Source organism: Sulfuricaulis limicola, assembly GCF_002355735.1.
In the GTDB taxonomy this organism is placed as follows: domain Bacteria; phylum Pseudomonadota; class Gammaproteobacteria; order Acidiferrobacterales; family Sulfurifustaceae; genus Sulfuricaulis; species Sulfuricaulis limicola.
The window spans coordinates 638,292-655,027 of record NZ_AP014879.1 but is presented as its reverse complement, the minus strand read 5'-3'; the positions used below and the strand labels follow the sequence as shown (position 1 = coordinate 655,027).

21 protein-coding genes are annotated in these 16,736 nt (G+C 63.5%); 6 read left to right on the top strand and 15 right to left on the bottom strand.

Going from position 1 to position 16,736, the window contains the following annotated elements; genetic code table 11:
• Positions 1 to 17: 17 nt before the first annotated feature.
• From SCL_RS03260 to SCL_RS03235, 7 genes are all read right to left on the bottom strand, one after another.
• Positions 18 to 719, bottom strand: coding sequence for a DUF484 family protein (locus SCL_RS03260; RefSeq protein WP_096359898.1), 702 nt, complete (start codon positions 717 to 719; stop codon positions 18 to 20).
• Positions 716 to 1,555 carry a diaminopimelate epimerase gene (gene dapF, locus SCL_RS03255; protein ID WP_096359897.1) on the bottom strand — a complete coding sequence of 280 codons (840 nt, stop codon included), beginning with the start codon at positions 1,553 to 1,555 and terminating at the stop codon, positions 716 to 718. The genes SCL_RS03260 and dapF overlap by 4 nt, the downstream gene beginning before the upstream one ends.
• 48 nt (positions 1,556 to 1,603) lie before the next feature.
• Positions 1,604 to 2,038, bottom strand: coding sequence for a CoA-binding protein (locus SCL_RS03250; protein WP_096359896.1), 435 nt, complete (start codon positions 2,036 to 2,038; stop codon positions 1,604 to 1,606).
• 6 nt (positions 2,039 to 2,044) lie between these two features.
• Complete coding sequence (locus SCL_RS03245; RefSeq protein ID WP_096359895.1) at positions 2,045 to 2,707, bottom strand: class I SAM-dependent methyltransferase; 663 nt, start codon at positions 2,705 to 2,707, stop codon at positions 2,045 to 2,047.
• Between the two features lie 90 nt (positions 2,708 to 2,797).
• Positions 2,798 to 4,063, bottom strand: a complete 1,266-nt coding sequence (gene lysA / locus SCL_RS03240; RefSeq protein WP_096359894.1) for a diaminopimelate decarboxylase — start codon at positions 4,061 to 4,063, stop codon at positions 2,798 to 2,800.
• Between the two features lie 16 nt (positions 4,064 to 4,079).
• Complete coding sequence (gene lptM / locus SCL_RS14220; protein ID WP_172425902.1) at positions 4,080 to 4,253, bottom strand: LPS translocon maturation chaperone LptM; 174 nt, start codon at positions 4,251 to 4,253, stop codon at positions 4,080 to 4,082.
• A gap of 66 nt (positions 4,254 to 4,319) precedes the next feature.
• On the bottom strand, positions 4,320 to 5,411 hold the full coding sequence (locus SCL_RS03235; protein ID WP_172425901.1) for a saccharopine dehydrogenase family protein: 1,092 nt from the start codon (positions 5,409 to 5,411) through the stop codon (positions 4,320 to 4,322).
• An 86-nt stretch (positions 5,412 to 5,497) separates the two neighbouring features.
• On the opposite strand from SCL_RS03235, the gene cyaY reads away from it, so the two are divergent.
• Positions 5,498 to 5,815 (top strand): iron donor protein CyaY, encoded by a 318-nt coding sequence (gene cyaY / locus SCL_RS03230; protein WP_096359892.1) that lies wholly within the window; start codon positions 5,498 to 5,500, stop codon positions 5,813 to 5,815.
• A gap of 57 nt (positions 5,816 to 5,872) precedes the next feature.
• On the opposite strand, the gene SCL_RS03225 is transcribed toward cyaY, so the two are convergent.
• From SCL_RS03225 to SCL_RS03210, 4 genes are all read right to left on the bottom strand, one after another.
• Positions 5,873 to 6,151, bottom strand: a complete 279-nt coding sequence (locus tag SCL_RS03225; RefSeq protein ID WP_096359891.1) for a hypothetical protein — start codon at positions 6,149 to 6,151, stop codon at positions 5,873 to 5,875.
• Between the two features lie 17 nt (positions 6,152 to 6,168).
• Complete coding sequence (lon, locus tag SCL_RS03220) at positions 6,169 to 8,589, bottom strand: endopeptidase La (RefSeq protein WP_096359890.1); 2,421 nt, start codon at positions 8,587 to 8,589, stop codon at positions 6,169 to 6,171.
• A 31-nt stretch (positions 8,590 to 8,620) separates the two neighbouring features.
• Positions 8,621 to 10,267 carry a SagB/ThcOx family dehydrogenase gene (locus tag SCL_RS03215; RefSeq protein ID WP_096359889.1) on the bottom strand — a complete coding sequence of 549 codons (1,647 nt, stop codon included), beginning with the start codon at positions 10,265 to 10,267 and terminating at the stop codon, positions 8,621 to 8,623.
• A 104-nt stretch (positions 10,268 to 10,371) separates the two neighbouring features.
• Positions 10,372 to 10,665, bottom strand: a complete 294-nt coding sequence (locus SCL_RS03210; RefSeq protein ID WP_096359888.1) for a hypothetical protein — start codon at positions 10,663 to 10,665, stop codon at positions 10,372 to 10,374.
• 192 nt (positions 10,666 to 10,857) lie between these two features.
• On the opposite strand from SCL_RS03210, the gene SCL_RS03205 reads away from it, so the two are divergent.
• The gene (locus SCL_RS03205; RefSeq protein ID WP_096359887.1) at positions 10,858 to 11,373 is read left to right on the top strand and encodes a hypothetical protein; all 516 of its coding nucleotides are present in this window, start codon (positions 10,858 to 10,860) and stop codon (positions 11,371 to 11,373) included.
• 4 nt (positions 11,374 to 11,377) lie between these two features.
• On the opposite strand, the gene SCL_RS03200 is transcribed toward SCL_RS03205, so the two are convergent.
• Complete coding sequence (locus SCL_RS03200; protein ID WP_148664961.1) at positions 11,378 to 11,557, bottom strand: hypothetical protein; 180 nt, start codon at positions 11,555 to 11,557, stop codon at positions 11,378 to 11,380.
• Positions 11,558 to 11,849: 292 nt separating this feature from the next.
• On the opposite strand from SCL_RS03200, the gene SCL_RS03195 reads away from it, so the two are divergent.
• The 4 genes from SCL_RS03195 to SCL_RS03180 are packed head-to-tail and all read left to right on the top strand — an operon-like array spanning position 11,850 to position 13,401.
• Positions 11,850 to 12,326, top strand: coding sequence for an RNA polymerase sigma factor (locus tag SCL_RS03195; RefSeq protein WP_096361814.1), 477 nt, complete (start codon positions 11,850 to 11,852; stop codon positions 12,324 to 12,326).
• 2 nt (positions 12,327 to 12,328) lie between these two features.
• Entirely contained in the window at positions 12,329 to 12,682 is a 354-nt protein-coding gene (locus SCL_RS03190; protein WP_096359885.1) for a DUF3619 family protein, read from the top strand.
• The gene (locus SCL_RS03185) at positions 12,672 to 12,884 is read left to right on the top strand and encodes a hypothetical protein (protein ID WP_096359884.1); all 213 of its coding nucleotides are present in this window, start codon (positions 12,672 to 12,674) and stop codon (positions 12,882 to 12,884) included. Before SCL_RS03190 ends, SCL_RS03185 begins: the two co-directional genes overlap by 11 nt.
• Positions 12,868 to 13,401 (top strand): DUF3106 domain-containing protein, encoded by a 534-nt coding sequence (locus SCL_RS03180; protein WP_197702692.1) that lies wholly within the window; start codon positions 12,868 to 12,870, stop codon positions 13,399 to 13,401. The genes SCL_RS03185 and SCL_RS03180 overlap by 17 nt, the downstream gene beginning before the upstream one ends.
• A gap of 4 nt (positions 13,402 to 13,405) precedes the next feature.
• Here the strand turns inward: SCL_RS03180 and SCL_RS03175 are convergent, their stop codons facing one another.
• Genes SCL_RS03175 through argH form a run of 3 tightly spaced genes read right to left on the bottom strand, consistent with a single transcriptional unit; the run spans position 13,406 to position 16,305 of the window.
• Positions 13,406 to 13,744 carry a nucleotide pyrophosphohydrolase gene (locus SCL_RS03175; protein ID WP_096359883.1) on the bottom strand — a complete coding sequence of 113 codons (339 nt, stop codon included), beginning with the start codon at positions 13,742 to 13,744 and terminating at the stop codon, positions 13,406 to 13,408.
• A complete protein-coding gene (locus tag SCL_RS03170) occupies positions 13,741 to 14,892 on the bottom strand; it encodes a GGDEF domain-containing protein (RefSeq protein WP_148664960.1) in 1,152 nt (383 codons plus the stop codon). Before SCL_RS03170 ends, SCL_RS03175 begins: the two co-directional genes overlap by 4 nt.
• A 9-nt stretch (positions 14,893 to 14,901) precedes the next feature.
• The gene (argH, locus tag SCL_RS03165) at positions 14,902 to 16,305 is read right to left on the bottom strand and encodes an argininosuccinate lyase (RefSeq protein ID WP_096359881.1); all 1,404 of its coding nucleotides are present in this window, start codon (positions 16,303 to 16,305) and stop codon (positions 14,902 to 14,904) included.
• Positions 16,306 to 16,736: the final 431 nt, after the last annotated feature.

The following is a 16,736-nucleotide window of genomic DNA, read 5'->3' as shown; positions in this document are numbered from 1 at the left end:
CGTGGCGCGCGATGAATTTACCCGTGGTGACGGGAGAGACTGTGCGTCAACATCTCGCCCAGCCGCGTGAGGTAGACCGTGCCCATGCCGGGATGGAAGCGGTAAGGGTCCTGGGTTCCGAGGCCGAGCACGCCGTAAGGGTTTTTCTCTCCCAGCGGAATCAGCGCGGATGACTTGATCTCGGCGGCGCGTCCGCTGAAAAGATAACTCATCAGGCTGTCCTCGAATTTGCCGCCGCAGATGGGCTTGCCGCCGCTGAACTGCTGGAACAGCGTGTTGAGGCGTCGATCATCCTCGGGGACCAGCTCCGCGCGTCCGCCCTGGACGGGACGGCCGCGCAGCAGGATCACCACGGCATCGAGCTTGAATTCTTGGCGCAGCAGGTCGTAGGTCGTGTCCAGCACGTCGTCGAGCGAGGCGCAGCCGATCATGGCGGTCGCGAAACGGTGCAACCGGCCGCTCAGCACGTCGTTTTCACGGGCATTGTTGACCAGCTCCCGCAACTGGCGCTGCAGCGCCTGGTTCTGTTCGCGCAGCACCTGCACCTGGCGCTCGATGAGCGATACCGCCTTGCCGCCGGTTTCGTGCGACAACAGGATGCGCGAGAGCGTCTCCGGGTAACGCTGGAAATAATCTGGGTGGTCCTCGAGGTAGCGCGCCACCGCCTCCTCCCAGGAAAGTTCCGTCTGAATTTCTTCGCTCGGCAGTTTTTGTTTCATAGTTTTTCCAGGTCGATGGTTCCCTCAAAAACCGTGATCGCCGGTCCCGTCATCCACACCGGCTGCCCTTCTCCGGCCCAGGACACGCGCAGCGTGCCGCCGGTCAGCTTCACCTCTACCTTATCATCCAGCAGACCTCTTTGGCGACCGGCCACCATCGCCGCGCAGGCCCCGGTCCCGCAGGCCAGCGTCTCGCCGGCGCCGCGTTCGTAGACCCGCAGCCGGATGTGCCGGCGGTCCACGATCTGCATGTAACCGGCGTTCACGCGCCGCGGAAAACGCGGGTGCCGCTCGATTTGCGGCCCCTGCGTGTTCACCGGCGCCGCGTCCACGTCCGGCACCAGCTGCACCGCGTGCGGATTGCCCATGGACAGGATGCTCGCCTTCACGATACGGCCGTCCACTTCCAGATCATAGACGTTTTCACGCACGGCCGCCTCGAACGGGACTTCGGCGGGCTCGAAGCGCGGCACGCCCATGTTGACACTGACGTCGCCGTCTGCTTCCAGGCGCGGGTAAATCATGCCCGCCAGGGTTTCGACGGCGATTTCGTCCTTGGCCGTCAGCCGTTTGTCGCGGACAAAACGCACGAAGCAGCGCGCGCCGTTGCCGCACTGCTCCACCTCACCGCCGTCGGCGTTGAAAATCCGGTAGCGGAAATCGGCGCCGGCCGTCGTGGGCCGCTCCACCAGCAGCACCTGGTCGCAGCCGATGCCGAAGTGCCGGTCCGCAAGCCGGCGGATCTTTTGGGGTGTGAGCTGAATCGGGCGGGAGACGCCGTCGAACACCACGAAGTCGTTGCCGGCGCCGTGCATCTTGCTAAAGGGAACGGACATGGCGGCAAGCTTACCGGTTGGCGTGTGGCAAATAAACCGCGGGCGTGTTCACGGATGCGGCACCGGTCCGAACAGGCGCAGATACTCCCGGTAAACACAACGGTCCATGACCACGGTCAGGCCGGCCTGCTGCGCCCGCTCGGCCGCGGGAATATTCACCACGCCTTCCTGCAGCCAGATCGCCGGGACGCCCAGGGCGATGCATTCCTCGACGATCTGGCCCACGTATTCCGGCGCACGGAACACGTCCACCAGATCGAACGGGTCCGGCACCTCGCGCAACGAGGCGTAGGCCTTCTCTCCCAGCACCGTATCCACCGCGGGACGCACCGGGATGATGCGGTAACCGAAGCGCTGCATCTGCGCCGCCACGCCGTGACTCGGACGGTTGGTGCGCGGCGACAGGCCGACGACGGCGATGGCGCGGACGCGCCGCAACAATTCCCTGATTTCCTCGTCCGGCGGATTCTGGAAAATTCCCATGCGTCATCACCCCATCTTGCCGTGCACGATGATATGCCGGTCACCCGCGGCCTCGACCCGGAACGACGTCAGCCCGGCCTGCGCCAGTTGTTCCCTGATTTCTTCCGGCCGGAACGCCGCCAGCAGCGAATTGAAAAAATCGCGCCGCAATATCTCCGGTTCCATGCCGGCATGCTCATCCACGAAAGCGCCGGCCCGTTCGCGCGAATCGGGGCGGTGCAGATCCATGATGAATACCGCCGCGCCGGGCGCGGCGTATTGCGTCACTGCGCTCCACAGTGTCTGCGGATCGTGCAAGTGATGCAACAGGCTGTTGCTGATGACGGTATCGAACGCGTGCGGCGGCAAGGCCGTTTCGGGAAGGCGCGCCTGTTGCAGCTCAATACGATCGTCCAGATCCGCCCGGGTAATCGCTTCGTGCGCAAATACCAGCATGGCCGCGGCGCCGTCCACGCCGGTCAGGCTGCATTCGGGACAGGCGCGGGCAAAACGAATGGTGATATCCGCCGCACCGCAACCGAGATCGAGTACCTGCCGCGGACGATGACCGGGAAAACACTGGTGAAAACGTTCGACAAAGGCCTGGTGCGGTTCGGCGAAATCGGCGTGGGCGTAGGCGCGCGCCTGCTCCGGCTCGTCCATCAACTCGGGTTCGGGAATCCGCTGCATTTTGAAATCTTACCGCAGAGAGCGCGGAGTACGCAGAGAAATGAAGAATTCAACAAAACTCTGCGATCTCTGCGTCCTCTGCGGTGAGATTTATTTTGGCAAAATGGACTCGGAGGCGAACAGCTCCGCCACGGTTTCGCGCCGACGCACGACCTGGAACCTGTCCCCGTCCACCATCACCTCGGGCGCGCGCGGGCGGGTGTTGTAGTTCGAGCTCATGACGGCGCCGTAGGCGCCGGCGGAAACCACCGCCAGCAGGTCACCGGCCTCGATGCCGAGTTCGCGGTCGTGTCCGAGAAAATCGCCGCTCTCGCACACCGGGCCGACGACATCATATTTAAGCATCTTGCGCGGCGCGTCCACCGCCACCGGCGTGATGTCGTGCCAGGCCTCGTACAGCGCCGGGCGCAGCAGGTCGTTCATGGCGGCATCCACCACGGCGAAATTCTTTTCCGATCCGTGCTTGAGGTACAGCACACGCGTGAGCAGCAGGCCGGTGTTGCCGACAATCGCCCGGCCGGGCTCGAACACGAGACGGAGTTTCCGGCCATGGCCGCCCTTCGACGCCAACCGGTCGAGGATGGCGCGGATATAAGCGTCCGGCGACGGCGGCTGTTCCTCGTTATAACGGATACCGAGCCCGCCGCCGAGATCGAGATGCTGCAACGTAAAGCCCTTATCGAGGAGGGTATTGGCGAGACCGAGAACGCGGTCCAGCGCCTCGACCACCGGCGCCAGGTCCGTGAGCTGCGAGCCGATGTGGCAGGCGATGCCCGTCACGCGCAGGTGCGGCAGCGATCGTGCCCGCTCAAAGGCCGTCATGGCCTGTGCGATATCGATGCCGAACTTGCTCTGCTTGAGGCCGGTGGCAATGTACGGGTGCGTCGCCGGGTCCACGTCCGGGTTGACGCGCAACGCCACCGGCGCCGGCTTGCCCAGCTCGCCGGCGATTTCGTTCAGCACTTCCAGCTCCGCCTCGGATTCCACGTTGAAGCAATAAATGCCGGCCGCCAGCGCGCGGTGCATTTCATCGCGCGTCTTGCCGACACCTGAGAAAACCACCTTCGCGGGATCGCCGCCGGCCGCCAGCACGCGCTCCAGCTCGCCGCCGGAAACGATGTCGAAACCCGAGCCCAGGCGCGCCAGCAGGTTCAGTACCGCGAGATTGGAATTGGCCTTGACGGCGTAGCAGACGAGATGATCGCGGCCTTTCAGCGCATCCGCGAACGCCTGGAAGCGGTCTTCCAGCGCGGCGCGCGAGTAGACGTAGCAGGGCGTGCCAAGCTGCTGTGCGATGTCGGCCAGTCGCACATTCTCGGCATACAGTTGCCGATCCCGGTAGCTGAATGAATTCATGATAACGGTGATGGAATTATTTTTTTTCGGGCGGCGTTGCTGCCGGGACCACGGCCTGCTCACGGGTCTTGTCCGGCGCCGCGGCTTCGTCCGGCAGATACAAAGGGCCCTTCTTGCCGCAGCCGCCCAGCGCGACAATGCCGAGAAGGAGACATAAGGGCACGAGCCACCGCCAACCGAAACGCCGCATCAGACGATTTTCTCCATAATAAACACTGCTAGCTTACCCTGCCCGCTCACTCTGCATCCAGCCTCGTCAGGCGCGCACCAGCACGATGTCGTAGCCCATGAGCTCGTTACGCACCTCCGGCCAGTCGAGCAGACCCACGCAGGGCGTGACCCCTGCGGTGGACACGCCCTGGCGCACCCATTTCCTGACGAGCGCGACGGTGGGCGCGGCAGCGATAGCCGGGGTATTGCCATCGCGCACCACCAGGAAAACCGAACGGGTCAGCGGCACACCGCCCTTGTCCCCGCGCAGTTCCACGCCCAGTCCACCGTTGGGATCGCCGAAACGGGGCAAGGTGCTGATGGCACGGAGCGAGACCCTCACGGGTGACGGCAGGCTGCGCATCATGCCGCGGCGCTTGAGCCAGCGGCTGAATGACAATACAAAATTGCTGGCGCGGGAGGACAGCGCGGTGCGGAAGGTCACGGTTTGCGCCCCGTAACGCTTTGGAAAAATATCGAGATCCAGTCCGTCGCACAGGTAGCCGCGGCGGCGGCCCACCGGCGCGGGAAAATATACCGACTGCGGGCGGGTCCAGCCCTGAAACTCGCGCCAGCGGCCTTTTTCCTTCATGCGCGACACCAGATCGACATACCCCAGGATCGCGCGCGCGATTGCAAAATCCCGGCAATCGTTTTTGCCATGCGCCAGGCAGGCATGAATTTCATGAATGTGGTCGAATTCCGGCGCCAGCATGTCCACCAGCAAGGCGGAAACCGTCGGCGCGGCGGCCGCGCCCGTCACGATCAGGCTGCCGTGCTTTTCCGCCTTGCGCGCCAGGCGAGCAAGACCACTGACATAGTCGTTCGAATCCGCCGGATCCACGTAGTGCACACCGCGCTCGGCGCACTGCTCGGCCACCGTGTAATTCCTGGCCAGAAAAGGCCCGCGCGCATTGATCACGGCAAAAACATCTTCGAGGGCGCGCCGGATCGAATGCGGATCATGGGGAACGGCGACAACGGTCTGGCCGGTTTCCCGCTCGAGCCGCGCGCGACGGCGGGCGTCGGCCACGCCAATGACGCACTCGATGTCAGGAGATCCGGAAAGAGCGCGGCAGATTCGCTGGCTGAAAGCCCCATATTCGCCGAGGAGCAGGATTTTCTTTTTTTGCATCATGCCGGGATGAGTTGACGCCCCTGTAACGACGCCGCGCTTCCTTGTAACATGGGCCGCCATTATAAACACCCGCCACCGCCACAGCCATGAACGAATCCGAATTCGACAAGCGCGCCACCGACACCCTGCTGCGTATCGAGCAGGCCATCGAGGAAAGCGGCGCGGACATCGATTTCGAGGGCGCCGGCGGCATCCTGACGCTCGAATTCGCCAATGGCTCGAAGATCATCATCAACAAGCAGGGCGCGGCGAAACAGATCTGGGTCGCCGCCCGCTCCGGCGGCTTTCATTACGGTTACGTCAACGGTGAGTGGGTCAACGATCAGGGCGGCGGGGAACTGTTCGCCGAGCTTTCACGGCTTGTGCGCGAGCAGTCGGGCGAGGACGTGACGCTTGGTTCGTAAACCGTAAACCGTGAGTCGTGAACCGCATTTACGACTCACGACTCACGATTCACGCGCTTATTCCCAGCTTCCTTCCTTGGACGTGATAACCCCCGGTTCGCCGCACTTGGGGCAGTTCACGCGCCGGGTGTCCTCCGGCAGTATGGTGAGCGCGTCGTCATAGCACTGGCTGCAGCGGGGGATTTTGTTTTCATATATCCAGGTGCTGCCAATGGTGTGACAGTGGTTGCAGCGGTACAGCGCCAGGAACGGGAACCCGGCCTTGCCGCGGCCGATGCCGATGCCGGGTTCCTCGTACTGGCAGAATTGGCACTTGAAGCCGACAAAACTTCCCACGGAATCGCTCTCCCCTGCTATTTCTTTTTCGGAAACACAACTTTCGCCACATCCCGGTAATGGCTCGCGAAATGCGTTTTGATTCCCTTGCGGATATGCGCCGGCAGCTCGTCGAAATCGCCGCGATTCGCCTCGGGCAGTATCAGCTCGGAAATCTTCGCCCGGCGCGCCGCGATCACCTTCTCACGGATACCGCCCACCGGCAACACCTGGCCCGTCAGCGTGATCTCGCCGGTCATGGCGACCGGGCTGGCAATCCGGTTACCGCGTGCGAGCGAGAGCAGCGCCGTCGCCATGGTGACACCGGCGCTCGGGCCGTCTTTCGGAGTGGCGCCGGCCGGCACGTGCAGATGCACGAAGGCCTTCTCGAAATAGTTCGCTTTGGCGCCATAATCCTTGCAGTGCGAGGAAATGTAGCTGTAGGCGATTTCCGCTGATTCCTTCATCACGTCGCCGAGCTGGCCGGTAAGCTTGAAGCCGCGCGTCGCCTGGTGCACACGCGTGGCTTCAACATCCAGCGTCGCTCCGCCCAGCGGTGTCCACGCCAGACCCGTGACCACGCCGACGCCTTGCTGGGGTTTTTCGGGCCTGAACAGCGGCTTGCCCAGATATTCCTCGAGATTCTTCACGCCCACGCGGATGGGCGGCTTGGTGCCGCCGAGAATCTTCACCACCGCCTTGCGCATAATCTGGCCGAGGCGTTTTTCCAGACTGCGCACGCCGGCCTCGCGGGCGTAGCGCTCTATCACCTCGCGCACCGCATCGTCATCGATCCTGATCTGGCCCGGCTTTAGACCCGCTTTTTCGATCTGGCGCGGAATCAGGTGATGCTGCGCAATCGCCATTTTCTCGCTGGTGATATAGCCGGACAGCCGGATGACTTCCGTGCGGTCGAGCAGGGGCGCGGGAATGGTGTCGAGCTGGTTGGCGGTGGACACGAACAGCACCTTGGACAGGTCGAAGCGCACGTCCAGATAATGGTCGAGGAAATCGCGATTCTGTTCCGGGTCCAGCACCTCCAGCAGCGCCGAAGCCGGGTCGCCCTGGTAGGAAGCACCGATCTTGTCGATCTCGTCCAGCATGATCACCGGATTGGCCGTGCCGACGTCCTTGATCGCCTGGATGAACTTGCCCGGCATGGCACCGATGTAGGTGCGCCGGTGGCCCTTGATCTCGGCCTCGTCGCGCATGCCGCCGAGCGAGAAACGGTAGAACTTGCGCCCGAGCGCCTCGGCAATGGAGCGGCCGATGGAGGTCTTGCCCACGCCGGGCGGCCCGACCAGCAGCAGGATGGAACCCGCGATCTCGCCCTTCATGGCGCCGACGGCGAGGAACTCGATGATGCGACCCTTGACGTCCGCGAGTCCGTCATGGTCGCGATCTAGAATCTTGCGCGCGTGCCTGAGGTCGAGCTTGTCCTTCGAACACTTACCCCACGGCAGTTGCGTCAGCCAGTCGAGGTAATTGCGCGTCACGCCGTACTCCGGCGAGCCGACCTCGAGTACCGACATCTTTTCCATTTCCTCGTCGATGCGCTTCTGCGCCTCTTCGGGCAGCGTCAGATCCTTGAGGCGCGCGCGGAACTTGTCGAGCTCGGCGGTGCGATCGTCCTTGGCGATACCGAGTTCCTTCTGGATCGCCTTCATCTGTTCGCGTAGCAGGAATTCACGCTGGCGCTTCTCCATGCTTTCTTCCACGTTCTTGTGGATCTGCATCTGCGCCTTGGCGACCTCGACTTCCTTCTTGAGCAGCACCAGCACCTTTTCCATGCGCTCGCGGATGTGGGTTCTCTCCAGCACCTCCTGGAGCTCCTGCTTGTCGGAAGTCGTGAGGCTGGCGGCAAAATCCGCGAGACGCGCCGGATCGTCCGGGCCGAAGCGGTTCAGGAAGTATTTCAGTTCCTCGCCGTACAGCGGATTGAGCGGCAGCAGTTCCTTGATGGTGTTGATGACCGCCACGGTGTAGGCCTTGAGTTCCGGCACGTCCTTGTAGCTGGTCTCGGGAAAATATTCGGCGCGCACCGCGAACGGGCGCTCGCGCGTCACCCACGAGGCGATGCGGAAACGTTGCAGGCCCTCGACGAACAGCTGCAGCTTGTCGTCCAGCTGCACCACCTTGTGGATGCGGCTGGCGGTGCCCATGGTGTAGAAATCGTCGGGCCCGGCAGTTTGCGGGTCGTCGCCGCGGATCAGCACCAGGCCGACGTGCTGACCGGACTCGACCGCCGCTTCCACCGTGCGCTGCCACGGCTCGCGGTCCACCACCAGCGGCACCATCTGCGCGGGGAAAAACGGGCGGTTGGCGAGCGGCAAAATATGCAGCAGCCCCGGCAGCACATCGCTCGGGCGCGCCAGCGTGCCGCCCCCGGTTTCAGCGGCGGCGGGGGTCTCGTTGACGCCTTCGGCGTCCATTTTCAATGGTTCTTCTTCCTTGGGCATAGCGTCTTCATTGGGGCCAGGCCGCGATGATTCAAGTGTCTTGCGCCGGCCCCGGGTCCGGATAAGGCGGCTGCATCGTCAGACGCGTGTCGATGACGGCACCGCCGACGGTAAAATGGTACAGGCTCTGGTAACTCCGGTCCCTGAGCCCGAGCAACTCGTGCACGGGATCGTCGAAAAAACACCCGATGCCGGTGGCCTGAATGCCGTAAGCCTCCGCCTCCAGATACAACAGCTGGCCGATGACACCGCATTCCCAGTAAAGCCGGCGGTAAAACCACGGGCCACAGGTCTTAAGTGGAGATTCAAATCCGGCGAGCATGCCCACAGCAAATACGCCGTCGGCCGCGATTTCCTGATGGCAACTCACGCGTTCGGCAAGTTTCCGGCAATCGCCGCCGGCCAGACGGTACAGCGATAAATCCTCCGGGCAGCCGTCGGGACGAGCCCATTCAAACTCCTTGTCGAATTTTTCCTGCAGGTCTTTTGCCTGTGCCGGATCGCGCACCAGCAGATAAAGCCCGGGCGGAACATCCTGCACCCGGTGCACGAACAACAGGAGATGCACCACCGGCGGCCACGGCAGCGCATTGAAGGGAAATCTTTTCATCCCAGGCAGGCAACGCGACAGCATCGAATAAAATCCCGTGGCCAGCAGCCCGGTGTGACCGTCCATGGCCACCGCGCTGCGGCGCTGATGAATCAGGCGCCGCAAAAGAACCGTGGCATCGATCGGGGCCGGCTCAACCGGCTCTGGTGATGTGCTCCCTATATAAGGTGTGACGGTGTCGGGCTTGCGCGTGGCCGCATCGGCTTCGTCAATGATCGGCCAGGGGCGATGGGAGGGGCTTAATACATTAGGCGTGCCGTGCCATTCGTTCCCGGCCATCACCGTCATCGTCGCATGCGGGAGTGTGCGCACATCACACGCATGAGCCTGCGAATACACCGCCAGCAAACATTCCGGCCGTTCCGCCTCCGGTTCGTGCCCGCGCGGGAGACCGAGCATGCCCGCGATGGCCTCATCGCCCAGGTCATCCAGCAGCATCGTCTTCCAGCCGAGCGCGGCGGCGGCAAAACCGACGGCGGCGATGGCGTGACCGGCGTCATGCTGGCAGTAGCGGAAGGCGCGGGCGCCATACTTCCAGGCCTCGCGCCAGTATATGGATGACAGGCCGATAATGATCGTTTGTGGCGGGAGCCCGGCAACCAGATCACGCCATGTCTCGATGGCGAAACGGGCGCGCACTTCCAGCGCATGAAGCTTCGGCGCGTAGTGACACACGGCGGGCACGTCGAGCAGGCCGGCGACCGGGCCGCTGATGACATAAACCTCGGTCGGATGCAGATTGCCACTGGAAGGATTGACGCGCAGCGCCCAGCGATTGCCGCCCGCCTGCTTCCAGGCCGACAGCGCCATGCTGTCATAGAGCAGGCGCGAAACGGTTTCGCGCGTGAGCGTCGCCGGTTCGACGCGGCCTTCGATCAGTGCCTGTTCGTAAGACGGGCCATCAGTGAAGGGATATTTGTCGAGATGTAAAAGTTCCGTGCCGGCATAGCGCCGGAACGGATCGGGCTGGCTCGCCCAGTCGAGCATGCCTGGCCCCGGGGCATAGGCGTGATAATGATGCTTGGTAGCTTCGTGGCAGGCAATGACCTTATCCAGCTTGTCGGACATGACGCAGGATTGTAGCGTTCCCCGCGTGTGCAGTCCGCTGCGTCATGCCCGCTCCCGGTCCGGGAACGGCCGGCAGCCGTCAGCGGCTGCCGGCGGTGAGCTTGCTAACGTCTCTTCTTTTTCAGGGCAGCCAGATCACGCTTGAGCCGGTCACGCTCGGCCTTGACCTTCACGAGCTCGGCCGCCTGGGTGTCCACGGTGGCCTGCAGCTGCCTGGCCTTGGCGCCCGCTTCTTCCGCGGCCTTGCTCTTTTCCGCCAGGTCCGCGGTGACAGCCGTCAGGTCTTTCTGCAGCAGCGCCACCTTGGCATTCAATTCCTCGATTTCCTTCTTTCCGCATCCCATCGGGCCGGCCACCAGCACCGCCGCCAGCACCGCCCACAGTACATAACGCTTCATACACGCTCCTGATAGATTGACTATTATTGATAGAGACTTGGTCGCCACGCGGAATACCCCCCACGCGGCGCGCAGATGATACGCGGGGCTAGGGGCGAGTCAATGCGCGGCCACGGGCTGTTTTCCCCGGCCGGGCATGGAGCACACGGAATCCGCGACGCGCCCGATGGTCAAAGCGCAACAGGAGGATGAATGATGCGGCTGCCTTCGCTCTATCAATTCTTCCGGCATCAGGTGAGCCACGGCTTTCACCGCCATGGCATCACCGAACCGGCCACCGTGGATTACGTCAGCGACATCCTGGCCCGTTTCGCGCAGCGCCGGCAGTTTCACGCACTGCGTGATGCCGATGGCCGGCCGCTCGAATACCTCGTGGACTTGCTCGAAGCCTGGCAACAGGGCGAAGCCGCCAGTCCCGCCCACGGGCGCTTCATCCTGCGCCATCTCGGCGAATACACCCTGTTCATGAGCGGGATATTCCGCGAACGCCTGATGGTGCGCGGCGAACTGAATTACTACCTGGCGCACGGCCGCAGCGCCTACTGGCGCTGCGCCGACTGTGAGCTGAATCCGCGCCAACGGCAGGTGTACCGGCATCTGCATCTGGACTTCGGGCGCATCTCGAACACGCTCGACAACATGCGCCGCGAGCAGTTCCCGCTCCCGCCCTCCGCCGACAACATGCTGACCGCCTTCTGGCGGGTTTGAGGGCCTAGCGCCCGCGCGCGGCGGCTCCCGCCTGTCGCCGGTCCCTGCCGAGGCGACGCTCCTTCATCTGCGGGTCCCAGCGCAGCACGCCGCGCCGGTCGAGATTCTGCTGGCGACGGTCGGCCTTGCGCCGATCGCCGTGCACGAGGAAATCGTAAGGAAGATTGTTGTAATTCTGCACCACCGCCCACCCCATCCGATACGAGCGGTCCAGGCCGCCTCTTTGACCGCTAATGTAGCATTCCAGCCGGCCCGGCCAAAATCCCCTGTACGTCAACCGAAACCGGCGCCGGGCGTTGTTATAGCCGATGCAAGGGCGGTGTCGCCTGAGGCTGGCAGGGTGACCGGTGATGGCCGATGATACGGCTCCAACGCCGGAGTAGCCGGCGGCAAACCATATTAATGAGGAATCTCCGCTGGAGCCATTGCCTGCCCTGGATCGTTTTCTTGCCGGCGTGGAACGGCGCGCCTTTGTCATGGCACGGCTCGCGACCGGCGACGCGGACGATGCGCACGATATCGTGCAGGACGCGATGCTGACGCTGGTCCGCAGTTATGCCAGCCGCGGCGAGCAGGAATGGGGGCCATTGTTTCATACCATCCTGCAAAGCCGGATCACCGATTGGCACCGGCGCAACAAGGTTCGCAACCGGCTGCGCGTCTGGTTCGGCAAGCGCGACGAAGACGACGAGGACGATCCGCTGCAGAACATCGCCGACGGCCGCAGCCCCGATCCGCCGACGCAGATGAAGGACAAACAGGCGATGGCGGCGCTGGAGACGGCGATACACACGCTGCCAGCGCGACAACAGCAGGCCTTCCTGCTGCGGGTGTGGGAAGGACTGGACGTGGCGCAGACGGCGCGCGCCATGAGCTGCTCGGAAGGCAGCGTCAAGACGCATTACTCGCGCGCGGTACACGCGCTGCGCGAACAGCTGGAGGATCATTTGTAACCATGGCAAGCGAAGACAAATTCCTGCGGGACGCGAAACGCGCGCTCGACGCGACCGGGAACAATCTCGACGCCGGCACCGTCGCACGCCTGCGCGCCGCGCGCCGTCAGGCCATCGAGCAGGGCCGGCACAGGCCGGTGCATGCGCGTCCGGGCTGGCTGCTGCCGGTGGGCAGCTTCGCCACCGCCGGCATCGCGCTGGCCGTGGCCGGGCTGCTGTGGTTCTCGGCCCCGAATGGCAATTTCATGCAGACCAGCGTGGGCGACATTGAACTGCTGACGGCGCAGGAGAATCCGGATTTCTTTACCGAGCTGGAGTTCTACGAATGGCTCGAAGGCAGCGAGAATGCCGTTTAAAACGTGGATCGTCGGCGTAACGCTGGCGTTGCCCTTGGCGGTGGCCGCGGCGGACAAGCCGGAAACCGCCGACATGGAGCTGATCGAATTTTTGGGAAGCCTTGAAACCAAAGGCGACTCGGGAAAGGAAGTCCTGAGCGCCATCGATACCGGATTGCTCCCGGATTTGCCGGAGGAACCGCCTTATGATGAAGCCAAATAGACGCCTGATTATTGGATTGCTGTTGCTGTGGCCAGCCTTTGCGCTGGCTGCCGAGAGCGGCACCGCCCCTGCCTGGGACCAGCTCAGCAAGGAGGAACAGCAGACCCTGAAACCTTTTCAGGAACGCTGGGACAGCCTGCCGCCGGAGCGGCGCGAGCGCCTGCAGCACGGCGCCAAGCGCTGGCAATCCATGACACCCGAGCAGCGCGCCCAGGCGAAGAACCGCTTCTCCCGCTGGCAGCAAATGACGCCGGAACAGCGCGAGATGGCGCGCCAGCGCTACGAGCGTTTCCACCAGTTGCCGCCCGAGCAGCAGGAGCGCCTGCGCCGCCGCGCCCAATGGTTCAAGAATCTGCCGCCCGAGCGGCGCGCCGAACTGCGCGCGAAATGGCAGAACATGACGCCGGAGCAACGTCAGGAATACAAGGAAAAATGGCGCCGGGACGACAGCGGTCCGGGTTTCGATCGCGGGATGTCGCCGCGTCCGGAGCGGCCCGGGCGGATGGGGCCGAGATAAGCAGTTATCTCTTGTCTGCTTTCCCGCGCACTTCGTGCGCGGGATATTTTTTTGCATTGTGTTCCATCTTGCGCCGGGCGGCGTCGAGCAGGTCGATGCCCAGCAGATCGGCCATGCGGTTGAGATAGATAAAAACGTCCGCCATTTCCTGCTCGACCTCGCGCAGGGTTTTTTCGGGCAGCTTTTTGCTCTGCTCCTGCGTCAGCCACTGGAAATGCTCGACCAGCTCGGCGGCCTCGACGATCAGCGCCATCGAGAGATTCTTGGGCGAGTGAAACTGCTCCCAGTCGCGCTCGCGCGCGAACTGGCGCAGGCGTTGGCGCAACTCGTCCAGCGTCTTCATGGGGCCGCTACCGCCGGCACGACCTGACCCACCTGCAGGATACCGCCACCTCCGCGCACGAGTTTGCTCCGGTACATCGCCTGATCGACGCGCTCGATGACGGCCTTGAGGTCGGCCCCGTGATCCGGATATTGCCCCAGGCCGACCGAGAGGCTCAGGTCGACATTTTCACGCCGCGACCAATCGGCCAAGGTTTTTTGCAGGCGCTCGGCCAGCACGCCGGCCTCGGCAAGATCCATGTCACGCAGGATCAGGAGGAACTCGTCACCGCCATAACGCGCCACCAGGTCCGTATCTCGCACCGATCCGGCGAACAGGCGACCGATATCCGCCAGTACGCGGTCGCCGACGTGGTGACCGTGGTTGTCGTTGACCGCCTTGAAGCGGTCGAGGTCCGCGAACAACACCACCAGCGGCTCGCTGCCGGTGGCGGGATCGCGGAACAGGCGCTCGGCGCGCTCGTACAGGGCGCGACGATTGAGCAGGCCGGTCAGGTGATCGCGGTCACGCTCGTCTTCGGTCCGCCGCCGGCCCTTCTCGATGTTGGCGGTAAGCGAATAGGAATACAGCACGATGATGACGAAGAACAGCAGGAAGAAGGCGGCGCTCACGGAGATCGCATCGAGGTAGTCGAACAGCCGCAGACCGATGATCAGCAGCGCGCACAACAGGCTGCCGGCGACCGCTTCGGCGAACAGCCTCAGCCCATAGCGCATGCCGTTGCCGAGGATCACCATCAGGTAGACGAGAAAACCCGGCGAGATCGCCGCCGGGTCGGCGAGGATGGCGAACGAGGCCGCCAGCAGATCGACCCACATGGTGACGTGCCAGCGCCAGCGAACGTCGAGCCGGCGCGCGGCGTGACGCATGAACCAGGCGATCTCAACCCCGTAGAACAGGAACACCGCATTGAAGACCGCGAGGCTGACCCAGGCGCTGGTCTGCGCCGCGCCGCCGAGATTGAAATAGGCGAGCCCCAGCACCCAGAACAGCAGACGGGTGAGATACTGTGTGCGCTGCTCCTCCCACGGCGGGACACGCATGGCGTCAAGAGTGGCACGGTGTTTCGTGTCCTGTTGCCAGTCGGTCTTGCGGCGTCGACGGCTGTCCGCGGTTTGCTCTCCGGCGGTGTTCGGGCTGGCTGACACGACGAGCGTTTATTTCCCGCCCTTGGGCATCGATCGTTGCATCCGCTGGCGAGCGCGCTTGATCGCGGCCTTCACTTGCGAGGGCGCAGTGCCGCCCAGATGGTTGCGGGCCTTAAGCGAACCTTCCACCGTCAGCACGCCGTACACATCCTTGCCGATGGCGGGACTGAGCTTTTTGTACTCGTCGAGGTCGATCTGCGACAGGTCGCGGTCGGTGTCGATCGCCAGTCGTACGGCCTTGCCCACGATTTCATGGGCATCTCGGAAGGCGACGCCCTGGCGCACCAGGTAATCGGCCAGGTCGGTGGCGGTGGCGTGGCCCATGACCGCCGCGCGCAGCAGCTGGTCGCGCCGCACCTTCATGGACGGGATCATGCCGGCGAACACGCGCAGGCTGCCGAGCATGGTGTCGAGGGTGTCGAACACCGGTTCCTTGTCTTCCTGGTTGTCCTTGTTGTAGGCCAGCGGCTGCGCCTTCATCAGCGTCAGCAAGGCGACGAGATGGCCGTTCACGCGCCCGGTCTTGCCGCGCACCAGCTCCGGCACGTCGGGGTTCTTCTTTTGCGGCATGATGGACGAGCCGGTGCAATAGGCATCCGACAGCTCGACGAAGCCGAACTGGCTCGAGGACCACAGCACCAGTTCCTCGGACATGCGCGACAGATGCGTCATCAGCAGCGCTGCGGCTGCGACGAATTCGATGGCGAAGTCGCGGTCGGAAACGGCGTCGAGCGAATTCTCCGCAGGCGAGTCGAAGCCGAGCAGTTTGGCGGTCCAGGCGCGGTCAATGGGGAAACTCGTCCCGGCCAGCGCCGCGGCGCCGAGCGGCATGATGTTCATGCGCTTGCGGCAGTCTTGTAGGCGCTGCGCGTCGCGCGCCAGCATCTCGAACCACGCCAGCATGTGATGGCCGAAGGTGATCGGCTGCGCCACCTGCAGGTGCGTGAAACCGGGCATGGGTGTCGCGGCCTCGCGCTCGGCGATATCGAGAATCGCCTGTTGCAGTTGCCCGAGGCCATGACTCACGACGTCGATACCGTCGCGCAGGTAGAGGCGCAGGTCGGTCGCCACCTGGTCGTTGCGCGAACGGCCGGTGTGCAGCTTCTTGCCGACCTCGCCGATGCGCTGGATCAGGCGCGCTTCGATGTTCATATGCACGTCCTCGAGCGCCACGCTCCAGTCGAACTTGCCGGCGTCGATCTCGGCCTCGATTTCCTTCAAGCCCCTGACGATGGCGTCACACTCTTTTTTCGTGAGCACACCGACCTTCGCCAGCATCTGCGCGTGCGCGATCGAACCCATGATGTCGTAGACGTACAGCCGGCGGTCGAAATCGACCGAGGCGGTGAAGGCCTCGACGGCGGCGTCGGTGGGTTCGGTGAAGCGCCCGCTCCAGGGTTTTTGTTTTGCCATGGTTCCTTTCAACGACGAGAGTGCGCGACGGCGATCAAGACCGTTGTTCCGGTAAAACCCTTTATCCGGCGCCGCTTGTCCGTATGTGGGTCACGATTATCGGCCTTTTATTGTTGTGGCGAAACGATCCGGCTATGTTTTCGCTTGTAGCGCCTGATTCGGACTCTCCTTTGTGCACCCCCACCCCGAATTCCGGATCAGGATTAGGCCCCCCGCCTCAAAACGGGGGGTTTTTTTATGCCCCGCGCGGCCGAAAGTATACTTGAGAAGCCGCCCAAATAAATCGGCGTTTTTCCCCGCCTGAACCCCATCCGTTCGCCGTAACTTATATAATTAAGCTATAAATTCAGACGGTGGGGCGCAGTGGTCCCGTCGTGCACCAGCTGCTCAGGTCCAAAAGCAACATTGATCCGGCGCGGAAGCACGCCGGA